This is a genomic window from Streptomyces sp. NPDC006655 (genome assembly GCF_040703965.1).
Lineage (GTDB): Bacteria > Actinomycetota > Actinomycetes > Streptomycetales > Streptomycetaceae > Streptomyces.
Genome location: NZ_JBEYJU010000013.1, coordinates 61,889 through 75,609, shown reverse-complemented (window position 1 = coordinate 75,609; position 13,721 = coordinate 61,889). Strand labels below are relative to the sequence as shown.

15 protein-coding genes are annotated in these 13,721 nt (G+C 70.5%); 6 read left to right on the top strand and 9 right to left on the bottom strand.

Annotated elements, in window-relative coordinates; genetic code table 11:
* The first annotated feature begins 201 nt into the window (after positions 1-201).
* Complete coding sequence (locus AB0958_RS10630; RefSeq protein ID WP_366889978.1) at positions 202-1,212, top strand: fatty acid desaturase; 1,011 nt, start codon at positions 202-204, stop codon at positions 1,210-1,212.
* The gene (locus tag AB0958_RS10625; protein WP_366889977.1) at positions 1,209-1,886 is read left to right on the top strand and encodes a TetR/AcrR family transcriptional regulator; all 678 of its coding nucleotides are present in this window, start codon (positions 1,209-1,211) and stop codon (positions 1,884-1,886) included. The genes AB0958_RS10630 and AB0958_RS10625 overlap by 4 nt, the downstream gene beginning before the upstream one ends.
* 59 nt (positions 1,887-1,945) lie before the next feature.
* Here AB0958_RS10625 and AB0958_RS10620 read toward each other — a convergent pair whose 3' ends face one another.
* The 3 genes from AB0958_RS10620 to AB0958_RS10610 form a co-directional block, all read right to left on the bottom strand.
* The gene (locus tag AB0958_RS10620; protein ID WP_366889976.1) at positions 1,946-2,119 is read right to left on the bottom strand and encodes a CsbD family protein; all 174 of its coding nucleotides are present in this window, start codon (positions 2,117-2,119) and stop codon (positions 1,946-1,948) included.
* 80 nt (positions 2,120-2,199) lie between these two features.
* Positions 2,200-2,562 carry a glyoxalase gene (locus AB0958_RS10615; RefSeq protein ID WP_366889975.1) on the bottom strand — a complete coding sequence of 121 codons (363 nt, stop codon included), beginning with the start codon at positions 2,560-2,562 and terminating at the stop codon, positions 2,200-2,202.
* Positions 2,562-3,377, bottom strand: a complete 816-nt coding sequence (locus AB0958_RS10610; RefSeq protein ID WP_366889974.1) for a trans-aconitate 2-methyltransferase — start codon at positions 3,375-3,377, stop codon at positions 2,562-2,564. The genes AB0958_RS10615 and AB0958_RS10610 overlap by 1 nt, the downstream gene beginning before the upstream one ends.
* 89 nt (positions 3,378-3,466) lie before the next feature.
* Here AB0958_RS10610 and tamR point away from each other — a divergent pair, with 89 nt between their 5' ends.
* Positions 3,467-3,964, top strand: coding sequence for a MarR family transcriptional regulator TamR (tamR, locus tag AB0958_RS10605; protein ID WP_366889973.1), 498 nt, complete (start codon positions 3,467-3,469; stop codon positions 3,962-3,964).
* Positions 3,965-4,083: 119 nt separating this feature from the next.
* Here tamR and AB0958_RS10600 read toward each other — a convergent pair whose 3' ends face one another.
* A complete protein-coding gene (locus AB0958_RS10600; RefSeq protein ID WP_366889972.1) occupies positions 4,084-4,857 on the bottom strand; it encodes a response regulator transcription factor in 774 nt (257 codons plus the stop codon).
* A 271-nt stretch (positions 4,858-5,128) separates the two neighbouring features.
* Between AB0958_RS10600 and AB0958_RS10595 the strand changes: the two genes are divergently transcribed.
* Positions 5,129-5,575 (top strand): GNAT family N-acetyltransferase, encoded by a 447-nt coding sequence (locus AB0958_RS10595; protein ID WP_366889971.1) that lies wholly within the window; start codon positions 5,129-5,131, stop codon positions 5,573-5,575.
* 3 nt (positions 5,576-5,578) lie between these two features.
* Here AB0958_RS10595 and galK read toward each other — a convergent pair whose 3' ends face one another.
* From galK to galT, 3 genes are read right to left on the bottom strand one after another with little or no spacing between them, the layout of a single operon-like run.
* Positions 5,579-6,733 (bottom strand): galactokinase, encoded by a 1,155-nt coding sequence (galK, locus tag AB0958_RS10590; RefSeq protein WP_366889970.1) that lies wholly within the window; start codon positions 6,731-6,733, stop codon positions 5,579-5,581.
* Positions 6,733-7,704 (bottom strand): UDP-glucose 4-epimerase GalE, encoded by a 972-nt coding sequence (gene galE / locus AB0958_RS10585; RefSeq protein ID WP_366889969.1) that lies wholly within the window; start codon positions 7,702-7,704, stop codon positions 6,733-6,735. Before galE ends, galK begins: the two co-directional genes overlap by 1 nt.
* Positions 7,704-8,762, bottom strand: a complete 1,059-nt coding sequence (gene galT, locus AB0958_RS10580; protein WP_366889968.1) for a galactose-1-phosphate uridylyltransferase — start codon at positions 8,760-8,762, stop codon at positions 7,704-7,706. The genes galE and galT overlap by 1 nt, the downstream gene beginning before the upstream one ends.
* 125 nt (positions 8,763-8,887) lie before the next feature.
* Here galT and AB0958_RS10575 point away from each other — a divergent pair, with 125 nt between their 5' ends.
* Together AB0958_RS10575 and AB0958_RS10570 are read left to right on the top strand one after the other, a co-directional pair.
* Positions 8,888-10,588, top strand: a complete 1,701-nt coding sequence (locus AB0958_RS10575) for a sodium:solute symporter family protein (RefSeq protein WP_366889967.1) — start codon at positions 8,888-8,890, stop codon at positions 10,586-10,588.
* A 27-nt stretch (positions 10,589-10,615) separates the two neighbouring features.
* On the top strand, positions 10,616-10,957 hold the full coding sequence (locus AB0958_RS10570) for a hypothetical protein (protein ID WP_366889966.1): 342 nt from the start codon (positions 10,616-10,618) through the stop codon (positions 10,955-10,957).
* 76 nt (positions 10,958-11,033) lie between these two features.
* Here AB0958_RS10570 and AB0958_RS10565 read toward each other — a convergent pair whose 3' ends face one another.
* Both AB0958_RS10565 and AB0958_RS10560 read right to left on the bottom strand, forming a co-directional pair.
* Positions 11,034-11,726 carry a response regulator transcription factor gene (locus tag AB0958_RS10565; protein WP_366889965.1) on the bottom strand — a complete coding sequence of 231 codons (693 nt, stop codon included), beginning with the start codon at positions 11,724-11,726 and terminating at the stop codon, positions 11,034-11,036.
* A gap of 234 nt (positions 11,727-11,960) precedes the next feature.
* Complete coding sequence (locus tag AB0958_RS10560) at positions 11,961-13,718, bottom strand: PQQ-binding-like beta-propeller repeat protein (RefSeq protein WP_366889964.1); 1,758 nt, start codon at positions 13,716-13,718, stop codon at positions 11,961-11,963.
* Positions 13,719-13,721: the final 3 nt, after the last annotated feature.

Below are 13,721 nucleotides of genomic sequence, written 5' to 3'. Positions count from 1 at the left end.
CAGAGCGGACCGCGCTGTCCGACCGACTCAAGGATAGGTGTCCATGAGGACGCGCAGGCTGTCGGGCTCTTGCTGTGAGACGCCTCGCTGCCATACTTACGTCGCCGTAGGTTACGGAACCGTAGGGAATGAGTCCTAGAGTCCCGTGCGGTGGCCGCGGATCGGCACCTGTCTCAACCCTCGACCCCACAGGGGACGCGCATGACCTCGTCTGGTTCCGATGTGATCGAAGAAGCCCAGCAGCCCCCCACCGCCTCGCCCTCGTCCGCCACCCTGGGCGGCGAGCAGAAGGGTTCGCTCGAGCAGATCACCCTTCTGCTCTTCATCGTCGTCCCGTTCCTCGCGCTGCTGGCGGCGGTGCCGCTGGCGTGGGGCTGGGGCGTGAGCTGGCTCGACCTGGGCCTGCTGGTGTTCTTCTACTACCTGGGTTGTCACGGCGTGACGATCGGTTACCACCGGTACTTCACGCACGGGTCGTTCAAGGCGAAGCGGCCGCTGCGGATCGCGCTGGCCGTCGCGGGCTCGATGGCGGTGGAGGGGCCCCTGGTGCGGTGGGTGGCGGATCACCGCAAGCACCACAAGTTCTCCGACGCGGAGGGCGACCCGCACTCCCCGTGGCGGTACGGGGAGACCGTGCCGGCGTTGATCAAGGGCCTGTGGTGGGCGCACATCGCCTGGATGTTCGACGAGGAGCAGACCGACCAGGAGAAGTACGCCCCCGATCTGATCAAGGACCCGGCCATCCGGGCGATCTCGCGCCAGTTCATCTACTGGACGATGCTGTCGCTGGCGCTGCCGCCGCTGATCGGCGGTCTGGCGACGATGTCCTGGTGGGGCGCGTTCACCGGGTTCTTCTGGGGTTCACTCGTGCGGGTGGCGCTGCTCCACCATGTGACGTGGTCGATCAACTCGATCTGCCACGCGGTGGGCAAGCGGCCGTTCAAGTCGCGGGACCGCTCGGGCAACGTGTGGTGGCTGGCGGTGCTGTCCTGCGGCGAGTCCTGGCACAACCTGCACCATGCCGACCCGACCTCCGCGCGGCACGGTGTGGAGCGCGGACAGCTGGACTCGTCGGCGCGGATCATCCGCTGGTGCGAGCAGCTGGGCTGGGCGTACGACGTGCGCTGGCCGTCACGCTCGCGTATCGATTCGCGCCGTAACACCGGGGACGGCGGCTCCCGGCAGGGGGCGGAGACCGCGAAGGCGGCATGATTGACGCCGTGGCGACCGACTCCAGCACCCCCAGTCCCGATGGCAAGCAGCGGCGCACGCGCCGTACCCGGATGACCGGGGCGGAGCGCCGCCAGCAACTGCTGGAGATCGGTCGCACCCTCTTCGCGGCGAAGGGGTTCGAGGGCACCTCGGTGGAGGAGATCGCGGCGAAGGCCGGAGTATCCAAGCCGGTGGTGTACGAGCACTTCGGCGGCAAGGAGGGGCTCTACGCGGTGGTGGTCGACCGGGAGATGCGGCGGCTGCTCGACATGGTGACCAGTTCGCTGACCGCCGGGCATCCGCGGGAGCTGTGCGAGCAGGCCGCCTTCGCGCTCCTCGACTACATCGAGGAGTACACGGACGGTTTCCGGATCCTGGTCCGTGACTCCCCCATCCCGCAGTCGACGGGGTCCTTCGCCTCGCTCATCTCGGACATCGCCACCCAGGTGGAGGACATCCTGGGCCGCGAGTTCAAGTCCCGCGGCTTCGACCCGAAGCTGGCCCCGCTGTACGCGCAGGCGCTGGTGGGCATGGTGGCGCTGACCGGCCAGTGGTGGCTGGACGTGCGCCGGCCGAGGAAGGCGGAGGTCGCCGCCCATCTGGTCAACCTGGCCTGGCACGGCCTGGACGGCCTGGAGCAGAAGCCGCGTCTGATAGGGCACCGGAAGGCGTGACGGCCCCGGTGCCCTGATATCGGCGTTTCTCGGTGCTTCTCGGCGTTTCTCGACGTTTCTCAGTGCTTGAAGACGTCCTTGATCTTCTCCTTGGCCTGCCGGGCGTCGCCCTTCGACTGCTCCAGGCGGCCCTCGGTCTCCAGCGGCACGTCGCGCACCGCGCGTCCGCCGGCCTCCTTGGCCTTGCCCTTGAGCTGTTCCTTCTTGCCCTTGGCCTTCTGGTGTCCTGACACCGTGGGTCCCTCCTGACGCAGAAAACGTGCGTGGGGTCACCGGTCCGGGTAACCGGGAGCGGGCCGGGCCAAACGGCGGCTCAGCGCACCGGTTCCAGGAACTCCAGGCGGTTGCCGACCGGGTCCTGGGAGTAGAAACGGCGGTGTCCGGGGAGTTCGTCGTCCCAGGTGACCGGGGCGCCGCCCGCTTCGAGCCGTTCGGCGACGGCCTCGATGTCCATGACCAGCAGCCCCGGGTGGGCCTTCAGGGCGGGGCGGAAGGCCGCCTCGACCCCCAGGTGCAGGTGCACGGTCCCGGCCCGGAACCAGCAGCCGCCGCGCGCCGCGAGCACGGGCGGCTTGGGGATCTCGGTCATGCCGAGGAGGTCGACGTAGTACGCGCGCACCAGGTCCTCGGAGCCGGGGGGCACGGCCAGCTGGACGTGGTCGAGGGCGGTGAGCATCAGGAGTCCTCCTTGCGGGCGACGGCGAACAGGCGGCGGAAGGGCAGGACCGTGCCGTAGGGGGCGCTCGGGTAGGCCTCCCGCAGCAGGTCGCGGTAGTCGGCGACGAAGGCGTCCCGGGCCTCGGGGTCGTCGCCGAGGGCGGTGAGGACGGGGCGCAGCCCGGTGCCCTTGACCCAGTCCAGGACGGGGTCCTCGCCGGTCAGGACGTGCAGGTAGGTGGTCTCCCAGACGTCGGTGGCGCAGCCCAGGCGGGCGAGCCTGTCGAGGTAGGCGGCGGGCGGATGGACGGAGTCCTCGTGGCGCAGCACGTCGGCGAGCCGGACCTTCCAGCGGGGTGTGGCGGCGAGCTCGCGCATCAAGGCGTGCAGGGGCGCGTCGATGTTGTCGGGCACCTGGAAGGCGAAGGTGCCGCCGGGAGCGAGCGCGTCGAGCCAGCCGGCGAAGCGGTCGAGGTGGCCGGGGACCCACTGGAGCGCCGCGTTGGAGACGATCAGGTCGTACGGCCGGTCGGGTGCCCAGGTGCGCAGGTCGGCGTGGGCGAAGTCGAGGCGGCCGCCGCCGGAGGTGGGGCCGGCGTGGTCCACCTCGGCCTTGTCGAGCATCGCGGCCGAGTTGTCGTAGCCGGTGATGTGCGCGGTGGGCCAGCGGTCGGCGAGGACCGCGGTGACGTTGCCGGGCCCGCAGCCGAGGTCGGCGATGGCCGGGGGGTCGCCTGGGAGGCCGGGGACGCGGGCGAGGAGGTCGGTGAAGGGGCGGGCGCGGTGGCCGGCGTGCCGGAGGTACTGGGCGGGGTCCCAGGCGGGAGTCGTCATGTGGTCCACCTTCCCCACGTCGGTATCTCGATGTCAAGAGACTCGACATCAAGAGACTTCATGTCGACACAACCACTACACTGATCGCCATGGAGGACGAGGTCGATCGGCTGGTGGCTGCGTGGCGCCGGGAGCGCCCGGACCTCGACGTGGAACCGCTTGAGGTGCTCAGCCGGGTGAGCCGACTGGCCCGGCACCTGGACCGGGCACGTCGGCTGGCCTTCGCGGAGCACAGCCTGGAGCCCTGGGAGTTCGACGTGCTGACCGCGCTCAGGCGCGCGGGCACCCCCTACCAGCTCTCCCCGGGTCAGCTGCTGACGCAGACCCTGGTCACCTCGGGGACGATGACCAACCGGATCGACCGGCTGGCCAAGAAGGGGCTGGTGGAGCGGTTGCCGGACCCGAGCGACCGGCGTGGTGTGCTGGTACGGCTGACCACCGAGGGCCAGGACCGGGCGGACCAGGCCCTGGCAGGTCTCCTGGAGCAGGAGCGGGCGATTCTCGCCGAGCTCTCCCGCCCGCAGCGTTCCGAACTGGCGGCCCTCCTACGCCAGCTGACCGCCCCGTTCGACAACATCCCCGGGTAGGAGCGCCCCCCAGGGGCGCTGGGGGTCCCCCCGGCCGAAGGCTGGGGGAGGAACTGCGCGACCAGCCACCACGGCGCCGCAGTCAACATACGGCACAGGGCGGCACTCCCAGCGGAGCGCTAGGCGCTGCTGCTTGCCTCCGGCATGATCTGGCCGGTGGGTCCCAGGTCCGCCGGTCCGACACCGGCCCGCCGGGCCAGGGCGACCGCGGCCAGGGTGCTGTGGACGCCGAGTTTGCCGAGGACGTTCTGCATGTGGGTGCGGACGGTGTGCGGGGACAGGAACAGGCGCTCGGCGACCGCCTTGCGCCCCAGGCCCGCCACCATGCACCGGAGCACTTCCCGCTCCCGCGGCGTGAGGGACTCCACCAGCCGTTCGCTCTCGGTGCGGTGCTTGCGCGCGGCCGTCAGCTCGCGCAGCACCCCGGTCAGCAGGGCGGGCGGCAGGTGCGTCTCGTCGCGCAGCACGCCCCGGATCACGTTCAGCAGCCGGGACAGCGAGCAGTCCTTGGCCACCCAGCCGCAGGCGCCGGCCTGGAGGGCCAGGGCCGCCCGCCGCGGGTCGTCCCGCTCGGCGAGCACGACGACCCGCGCGGCGGGATGCGCGGCGCGGACGCCCGCGACCAGCGATATGCCGTCGACCAGCCCCTCCTCGTTGGCCACCTGCACGGGCACGGCCGCCCGGCCGCCCGGCAGCCGGCCGCCCAGGTCGGCGTCGACGAGCAGCACGTCGTAGCGGCGGCCCTCGGCGACCGCGCGCTCCAGGCAGCGCAGCGCCGCCGGACCGCTGCCGGCCGCGGACACGTCGACGTCGGGCTCGGCGGCCAGTGCGGCGGCCAGCGACTCGGCGAAGATGCGGTGGTCGTCGACGACCAGAACTCGGATGCGAACCACGAAACCCCCTTCCCCAAGCTCCTCAAGAGCAGGGGATACCCCAAGGTCCGGAGAACGACGACCCATGCGGACACGACACCCGCGTGAGGAGGGAACCGCACGGCCGCCGCCGTGCCTGAACAGCTACCCCACCACGGGCGTCGTATCCGACTTGCCTCGCCCCCTGATCAGCACCGGCCCCCACCGGTACCGCTCATCAGAGTACGGCTGGGCGCCGGAAGCGGAAGGCAATTTGCAGAACTGTCCGACGGACGCGTTTATGGTGTGCCGCATGTTTCGTATTGAGGCGGAAGTCGACAAGGAACGACGTGATCTGCTCCGCGCTCGGCTGCTGGCCACCAACACCGCAGCCTCCCCCGTACTGGCGGCCCTGCGCGGCACCCCGGCGGAACGCGACGTGCCGCTGCACGTCTGGGCGACGGACGAGCGTACCGGCGACCTCGGCGGCGGCCTCGTCGGGCACACCTGGGCGTCCTGGCTGCACGTCACCTACCTGTGGGTGGACGCCCGCCGACGCGGCTCGGGGCTGGGCGGCCGGCTGCTCGCCGAGGCGGAGCGCATCGCCCGCACGGACCGCGCCTGCACCGCCGCCCGCCTGGAGACCTGGGACTTCCAGGCCCCGGGCTTCTACCGGAAGAAGGGGTACGACGTGGTGTGCGCGATCCCCGACTACCCGCCGGGGATCACGGAGTACACCCTGATCAAGCGGCTGGCCTGAGGCTCAGCCCGCCTTGCGGGCCCCCGCCGACGGCACCGCCTCGAAGACCCGCGGCGCCTTGAAACCGGCCGCCGCGAAGGCCTCCTCGACCGCCTTGGTGACCGTGTCGACGTCGGCCGTCTCGGCGAGGACGATCGCCGAGCCGCCGAAGCCGCCGCCGGTCATCCGGGCGCCCAGCGCACCGGCCGCGTTCGCCGCCTCGACCACCAGGTCCAGCTCCGGGCAGGAGACCCGGAAGTCGTCGCGCAGCGAGGCGTGGCCCTCGGTGAGGACCGGTCCGATCGCCCGGGTGTCGCCGGCCTCCAGGAGGGCGACGACGCGTTCGACGCGGTGGTCCTCGGTGACGACGTGGCGGACCAGGCGGCGTACCTCCTCCTCGTCGCCGAGGCGGTCGAGCGCCGCGTCCAGTTCGCCGTAGGGAACGTCCCGCAGGGCGTCCACCCCGAGCAGGGCCGCACCCTTCTCGCAGCCCGCGCGGCGCTTGCCGTACTCGCCGTTGCTGTGCGCGTGCTTGACCTGGGTGTCCACGACCAGCAGCCGCATGCCCTCGGCCGCCAGGTCGAAGGGGATCTGCTTCTGCGAGAGGTCGCGGGTGTCCAGGAACAGGGCGTGCCCGGCCTCGCAGCAGGCGGACGCCGTCTGGTCCATGATGCCGGTCGGCGCCCCGACGTAGACGTTCTCCGCGCGCTGGCACAGCCGGGCCAGCTGCCAGCGGTGCAGGCCGAGTTCGAAGAGGTCGTTGAGGGCGAGGGCGATCACCACCTCCAGGGCCGCGGAGGAGGACAGGCCCGCGCCGGCCGGAACCGTCGAGGTCAGGTGGACGTCGGCGCCGGTCACCGGGTGGCCGGCCTCGCGCAGCGCCCAGACCACGCCCGCCGGGTACGCCGTCCACTCCTGGTCGGTGCCGGGCTCCAGGGCGTCGAGGGAGAGTTCGACGACGCCGCCCTCGATGTCCGCGGAGTGCAGGCGCAGCACCCCGTCGGTGCGGCGGGCGACCGCGGCCGTCGTCACGTGCGGCAGCGCGAACGGCATCACGAAGCCGTCGTTGTAGTCGGTGTGCTCGCCGATCAGGTTGACCCGGCCGGGCGCCGACCAGACGCCGTCCGGTGCGGTGCCGTACAGCTCGGTGAAGCCCTCACGGACCTGCTGTGCCCCCACTACTGCTCCCTTGCCGCGCGTGCGATGGTCTGTGCGAACTCCCAGGCGTCCGCGACGATCCCCGCGAGGTCCGCGCGGGTCGGGTGCCAGCCCAGCTGTTCGCGGGCGGCGGCCGCCGAGGCGACCAGGACGGCCGGGTCGCCGCCCCGGCGCGGGGCCACGACCTCGGGGATCGGGTGGCCCGTGACCTGCCGGACGGTCTCGATGACCTGGCGGACCGAGAAGCCCTCGCCGTTGCCGAGGTTGCAGATCAGGTGCTCGCCGGGCCGTGCGGCCGTGAGCGCCAGCAGATGGGCGTCGGCGAGGTCGGCGACGTGGATGTAGTCGCGGACGCAGGTGCCGTCGGGCGTCGGGTAGTCGTCGCCGAAGACCGAGATGGCCTCCCGCTTGCCCTGGGCGACCTGGAGGACCAGGGGGATCAGGTGCGACTCGGGGTTGTGCCGTTCGCCCTGCGCGCCGTACGCGCCGGCCACGTTGAAGTAGCGCAGGGAGACCGCGCCCAGGCCGTGGGCGGCGGCCTCGCCGGTGATCATGTGGTCGACGGCGAGCTTGGTGGCGCCGTACGGGTTGGTCGGCTTCGTCGGGGCGGTCTCGACGATGGGGACCTGCTCGGGCTCGCCGTAGGTGGCAGCCGTGGAGGAGAAGACCAGCTTGCGCACGCCCGCCTCGCGCATCGCGCCGAGCAGCGCCATGGTGCCGCCGACGTTGTTGTCCCAGTACTTCTCGGGCTTCACGACCGACTCGCCGACCTGGGAGAACGCGGCGAAGTGCAGGACCGCCTCGTAGGAGGAGTCGAGCCACTTGGCGGCGTCGCGGATGTCGCCCTCGACGAAGGCGGCGCCCGCGGGGACGCCCTCGCGGAAGCCGGTGGAGAGGTTGTCGAGGACGGTGACCTCGTGGCCCGCCTCCAGCAGGTGCTGGGCGACCACACTGCCGACGTAACCCGCTCCGCCCGTCACCAGGTACTTCATCAACTCGCTACCTCTCGCAGTCGCTCGGCCGCGCGCTCCGGCGGCACGTCGTTGATGAACACGCTCATGCCGGACTCGGAACCCGCGAGAAACTTCAGCTTGCCGGACGTTCGGCGGATGGTGAAAAGCTCGAGGTGGAGCGCGAAGTCGTCGCGCGTGACCCCTTCGAACTCCTCCAGCGTCCCGAACGGCGCCTGGTGCCAGGCGGCGATGTAGGGCGTGGGAGGTTCACCCTCACCGAAGATACGGTCGAAGCGCCTCAAGAGTTCCAGATAAACCTGGGGGAACTCTGAGCGGGCCGCCTCGTCGAGGGCGAGCAGGTCGGGGACGCGGCGCTTCGGGTAGAGGTGGACCTCGTAGGGCCAGTGCGCCGCATAGGGCACGAAGGCGACCCAGTGTTCACCCTCAAGGATGATCCGCTCGTCGGCGAGTTCACGCTCCAGGACGGTGTCGAAGAGGTTCTCGCCGCCGGTCGCCTCCTTGTGTGCCGCGAGTGAACGCAGCATCAGGGCGGTGCGCGGGGTGGTGAAGGGGTAGGCGTAGATCTGCCCGTGCGGGTGACCGAGCGTCACGCCGATCTCCTCGCCGCGGTTCTCGAAGCAGAACACCTGCTCGACGGAGGGGAGATGCGACAGTTCCGAGGTCCGGTCGGTCCACGCGTCGAGGACCAGGCGGGCCTGCTCCTCGGTGAGGCTCGCGAAGGAGGCGTCGTGGTCCGAGGTGAAGCAGACCACCTCACAGCGTCCGGAATCGCCGGCCAGCGAGGGGAAACGATTCTCGAAGACCACCACGTCGTACGACGAGTCCGGGATCTCGCTCAGCCGGTCGCCCTCGGTCGGGCACAGCGGGCACTGGTCGGCCGGCGGGTGGTAGGTGCGGCCCTGCCGGTGCGAGGCGATGGCGACCTGGTCGCCGAGCAACGGGTCCCGGCGGATCTCCGAGGTGGTGTGCGTCCGCTCCAGCGGCCGGCGGTCCACCGCGTCCCGCACGGTGTCGTCACGCAGGTCGTAGTAGATGAGCTCGCGACCGTCGGCCAGCCGGGTCGAGGTCTTCTTCACTGCGGACTCCCGTTGATCGAGTCATCCAACCTTCAAACAGAACCGAACACACCAAAACACAACTCACCACGCCAGTCAACATCGGAATCAATCAAGGTGAGACAACGAAAGTGTTGAATTACTGGGTGCAGAACCCCACAAACGCCCCGTACTCCCCCACATACCTCGCGGCCGGGCTACGGCTCCCCACCAACGGCCTCGACTACACGATCCTGGCGATCTACTTCGTCGTCGTCCTGGGCATCGGCTTCGCGGCCCGCCGCTCGGTGCGGACGAGCCTCGACTTCTTCCTCTCCGGCCGGTCGCTGCCCGCCTGGATCACCGGCCTCGCGTTCATCTCGGCGAACCTGGCCGCGACCGAGATCCTCGGCATGGCCGCCAACAGCGCGCAGTACGGCGCGTACACCGTGCACTGGTACTGGATCGGCGCCATCCCCGCCATGGTCTTCCTCGGCCTGGTGATGATGCCCTTCTACTACGGCAGCAAGGTCCGCTCGGTCCCCGAGATGCTGCTGCTCCGCTTCGACAGAGCGGCGCATCTGCTGAGTTCGATCCTGTTCGCCTTCGCGGCCATCCTCATCGCGGGCGTCAACCTGTACGCCCTCGCGATCGTCGTCGAGGCGCTGCTCGGCTGGCCCCAGTGGGTGGCGATCGTGGTCGCCGGCGCGTTCGTGCTGGCGTACATCACCCTCGGCGGCCTCTCCTCGGCCATCTACAACGAGGTGCTCCAGTTCTTCGTGATCCTGGCCGCCCTCATCCCGCTGTCCGTGCTCGGCCTGAAGAAGGTCGGCGGCTGGAACGGCCTGGTCGACAAGCTCACCGCCACCCACGGCCACAACTTCACCACCGCCTGGGGCGGCACCGGCATCGGCTCCGCCAACCCGCTCGGCGCGAACTGGCTGACCATCGTCCTCGGCCTCGGCTTCGTCCTCTCCTTCGGCTACTGGACGACCAACTTCGCCGAGGTGCAGCGCGCCCTGTCGGCGAAGAACCTCTCCGCCGCCCAGCGCACCCCGCTGATCGCCGCCTACCCGAAGATCTTCATCGTCTTCCTGGTGATGATCCCGGGGCTGGTCGCCGCCGCGCTGGTGCCGAACATCGGGACCGCGAAGTCCGGCCTCCAGTACAACGACGCGATCCCCTACCTCATGTCGCAGCTGCTGCCCAACGGCGTGCTCGGCATCGCGGTGACCGGTCTGCTGGCCGCCTTCATGGCGGGCATGGCCGCCAACGTGTCGTCCTTCAACACCGTGTTCACCACCGACATCTGGGCGAAGTACGTGGTGAAGGGCCGCGAGGACGGCTACTACGTGCGCTTCGGACGGCTCATCACCGCGATCGGCGTCTGCGCGTCCATCGGGACGGCGTTCCTCGCGTCGTCGTTCTCGAACATCATGAGCTATCTCCAGACGCTGTTCTCCTTCTTCAACGTGCCGATGTTCGTCGTCTTCATCGTCGGCATGTTCTGGAAGCGCGCCTCGGCGAAATCCGGCTTCTGGGGGCTGCTCGCGGGGACGGTGACCGCGATGGTCAACTACTTCGTCCTCTACAAGCGGCACATCATCGACATCCCCTCCGACCAGGGCGCCAACTTCGTCTCCGCGATCGCCGGGTTCGTCGCCGGCGCGGTGGTGATGGTGATCGTGTCCCTGTTCACCGCGCCGAAGCCGGAGGAGGAGCTGGCCGGGCTCGTCTACGGCACGAGCTCCCCCGGCATGGCCGAGCCGCCCGCGCCCGGGGACGAGGCCTGGTACCGGCGGCCGGCGCTACTGGGCTGGGGTGCGGTGGTCCTCGCCGCGCTCTGCTACATCCCGTTCTCGTTCTAGTCCCGGTCGCGGGAGGATGGAGAGACCATGACCGACGACTTCGGGCACCCGGAGCGGACCGGGTTCCACTACTCCGAGCAGGACGTCCAGCGTGAGGTCACCGAGCTGGAGGGGCGCTCCACGACCGCCGCGCGGATCTTCGACCTGCGGCGGATCATCGGCGGGTTGTTCGTGCTGTACGGGATCATCGTCACGATCACCGGGATCACGGACTCGCAGGCCGAGATCGACAAGGCACAGGGGATCAACATCAACCTGTGGACGGGGATCGGGATGCTGTTGCTGGGGGTGTTCTTCCTGGTGTGGCTGTGGCTGCGGCCCACTCCGCCGCCGGTGCCTCCGGTGGAAGGAGAGGATAAGGCGGAGTAGGTCGTATTTCGGGTGCGGGTGGTGGGGGCTGGTCGTGCAGTTCCTCGCGCCCCTGGGTGGGTTCGGTGACCGCCGGCTAGAAGTCCGGCCCCGCCGAATTGTTCAGTGGGCCGGCCCTGTCCAAAAGTCCTGTTCGTGCCGCCAGTGCCGCCGCTTCCAGGCGGGACCCCACGCCCAGCTTCATCAGGACCCGCTGGACGTGGGTGCGGGCGGTGCTGGGGGCGATGTTCATGCCGGCGGCGATGAGGCGGGTGTCCTCGCCGTCGGCCACCCGGACCAGGACCTCGACCTCCCTCGGGGTGAGCATCTGCAGCAGGCGCTGGCCCTCGTCGTCGGGCTGGGCGGCGGGGTTGAGGAGTTCGCCGAACGCGCCCTGGAGGAGGGCGGGGGCCACGGCCGCCTCGCCCGCCCGCGCCTTCATGATGGCCCGCTCGACGCCCTCTATCCGCTCGTCGTGCCGTACGTAACCGGAGGCGCCCGCCGCGAAGGCGGCCGCGATGCCCCGCGGGGACGGCACCGGGCCCAGCACCAGCACCGCGACCTGCGGGCGCTCCTTCTTGATCCGCACCACCGGGTCGAAGATGCCGGGCTCGGCCGGGGTCGCCGTGCCCAGCAGGCACACCTCGGGCGCTCGTGTGATCACCAGCTCGGCCGCGCCCGCCGCCGGTGCCGCCGCCGCGAGCACCCGGTGGCCGCGCAGTTTCAGCGCAGACGCCAGCGCCTCGGCGAGCAACCGGTGATCGTCGACCACCATGAGCCGCACTCCCATAGAGCAACCCCCCAGTCCCCCCAATGGATGCCCCACTATGGATGCCCACTGGTCCGCATGGACAGAGGGCCCCCCGGCACCCCGTCCTTTCATGCCCCCGGAAGCTACACGCTTGTTCGACGTTGCGCTGCCCCTACTGATGAGAAGTGCCCCGGATCGGAGGAATCTCAGGCTTTTCTCGTATTCGCGGGTGACGTGCGGGTGTGGTGCGGTAAGCGCCCACTTGACCGGGCCTCAGCCACCCGCGCCGAACGCGGTGACCAGGTACTCCTTCCCCGACGTCGACGAACCGACGGCGTGGGCGTACACCGCGGACAGGTAGAGCCGGCCCTGTGCGTAGAGGACCTCCGCGTACTGGGGTGACATGCTCGTCTCCACCGCCTTGACCGCCGTGCTCACCGGATTCTCCAGCAGCCTGGTCTCCTTGAACGAGCCACCGTCGATACTGACGACCTGAGCACCCTTGTTGTACGGGGCGCTCTTGTACGCGATCACATTGGTGCCGTCCATGCGCAGCGGCGTGATCGTGTAGTTGTTGCCGGCGTCGGCGCGCTGGCCGGTCTGCTCACCGGTGGCGAGGTCGAAGGCGACGATCTCGTTGGTCTTCGCGAAGGCCCCGCTGCCGTCGTGCTCCTCGGTGGCCAGGTACAGCCGGTCGTTGCCGACGACGACGCCCTTGCACTTCTCCACCTCGTAGATGCCGTCGCAGCGGACCGCGTACGAGCTGCCGGGGGTGGAGATCCGGGTGCGCAGCTTCCCGGTGGCGTTGTCGAGGGAGAAGACGTCGGAGAAGCCGCTGCCGTCGCCCGCGCTGTCGTTGACGTCGGCGGCCACGACGAGCGGGTCGGTCGACACGACGCTGGCGTATTCGATGCCCGAGGTCATTCGGTACTCGGACACCACCTTGCCGGAGACCGGGTCGATGGTCTGGATGTGCAGCTGGGCGGAGTCGCCGCTGCCGCACCTGCGGACCGCGACCAGTTTGGTGCCGCCGCCGTACCCGGCGTCGTAGCAGGTGTCGGCCGGCTTCGGCTGCCAGCGCACCCTGCCGGTGGCCAGGTCGAAGGCGGCGCCGCCGCTGGTGCCGCCGACCGCGACGGTCCCCTGGGCGACCGTCACGTTGTTGAAGTTGACCGGAACGTCACCGGACTTGACGGACTTGGTCCACAGCTTCTTGCCGGCCTTCAGATCGATCGCGGCGACCTGGGAGCAGCCCGTGCTGGAGCCCTTGGGGGGCGTCTTCGGCTGGAAGACGACCGCGGTCCTGCCGTCGGTGCTGACGTGGCCGGTGGCGTAGCAGACCGGGCCGGGCAGCGGGACCGTCCACAGCCTGGCACCCGACTGGGGGTCGTAGCCGGTGATCCCGGCGACGCCGGTCTTCGCGTACACCTGGTCGGTGAGCCAGGAACCCGCGGTGACCGTGGTGTCGTTCGCCGCGGGCATCGGGACCTGGAAGAGGACCTTGGAGGTGGGGTCGGCGGGGACCTTCTCGGTGCCCGTGCCGCTCTTGCCGCCGCCGGTGCGGCCGCCCGCGGAGTTCGCGGAGTCGTCCTTCTTGCCGTCGCCGCCGGAGGACCGGGCGTACCAGATGCCCCCGCCGACGATCAGTGCGATGGCGACGACCGCGGCGGTGACGATGAGCAGCACGGCGTTGTTCCGGCCGGGACCGGAGGGGCCGGGCCCGGCGCCGGGGCCGCCGGGGTGGCCGTGACCGGGCTGCTGGGCGTAGGGGTTGGCGCCCGCCGGGGGCTGGGCCGGGTAGCCGTAACCGGGCTGCGGGGCGGGAGGCTGCTGCGGATAGCCGTAGCCCGGCTGCGGGGCCGGGGGCTGCTGCGGGTAGCCGTAGCCCGGCTGCGGGGCCGGGGGCTGCTGCGGGTAGCCGTAGCCCGGCTGCGGGGCCGGGGGCTGGTGCGGGTAGCCGTAGCCCGGCTGCGGGGCCGGGGGCTGGTGCGGGGGCTCGTTGGGGGGTGGCGGTGGGGGCGGCTGGGTCATGGT

Excerpts from the sequence above, each read along its gene's own strand:
- AB0958_RS10570 (WP_366889966.1), top strand. The coding sequence starts at position 10,616 with ATGACCGACGACTTCGGGCACCCGGAGCGGACCGGGTTCCACTACTCC.
- tamR (WP_366889973.1), top strand. The coding sequence starts at position 3,467 with ATGGAGGACGAGGTCGATCGGCTGGTGGCTGCGTGGCGCCGGGAGCGC.
- AB0958_RS10615 (WP_366889975.1), bottom strand. The coding sequence starts at position 2,562 with ATGCTCACCGCCCTCGACCACGTCCAGCTGGCCGTGCCCCCCGGCTCC.
- AB0958_RS10610 (WP_366889974.1), bottom strand. The coding sequence starts at position 3,377 with ATGACGACTCCCGCCTGGGACCCCGCCCAGTACCTCCGGCACGCCGGC.
- AB0958_RS10625 (WP_366889977.1), top strand. The coding sequence starts at position 1,209 with ATGATTGACGCCGTGGCGACCGACTCCAGCACCCCCAGTCCCGATGGC.
- galE (WP_366889969.1), bottom strand. The coding sequence starts at position 7,704 with ATGAAGTACCTGGTGACGGGCGGAGCGGGTTACGTCGGCAGTGTGGTC.
- AB0958_RS10560 (WP_366889964.1), bottom strand. The coding sequence starts at position 13,718 with ATGACCCAGCCGCCCCCACCGCCACCCCCCAACGAGCCCCCGCACCAG.
- AB0958_RS10595 (WP_366889971.1), top strand. The coding sequence starts at position 5,129 with ATGTTTCGTATTGAGGCGGAAGTCGACAAGGAACGACGTGATCTGCTC.
- AB0958_RS10565 (WP_366889965.1), bottom strand. The coding sequence starts at position 11,726 with ATGGGAGTGCGGCTCATGGTGGTCGACGATCACCGGTTGCTCGCCGAG.
- AB0958_RS10630 (WP_366889978.1), top strand. The coding sequence starts at position 202 with ATGACCTCGTCTGGTTCCGATGTGATCGAAGAAGCCCAGCAGCCCCCC.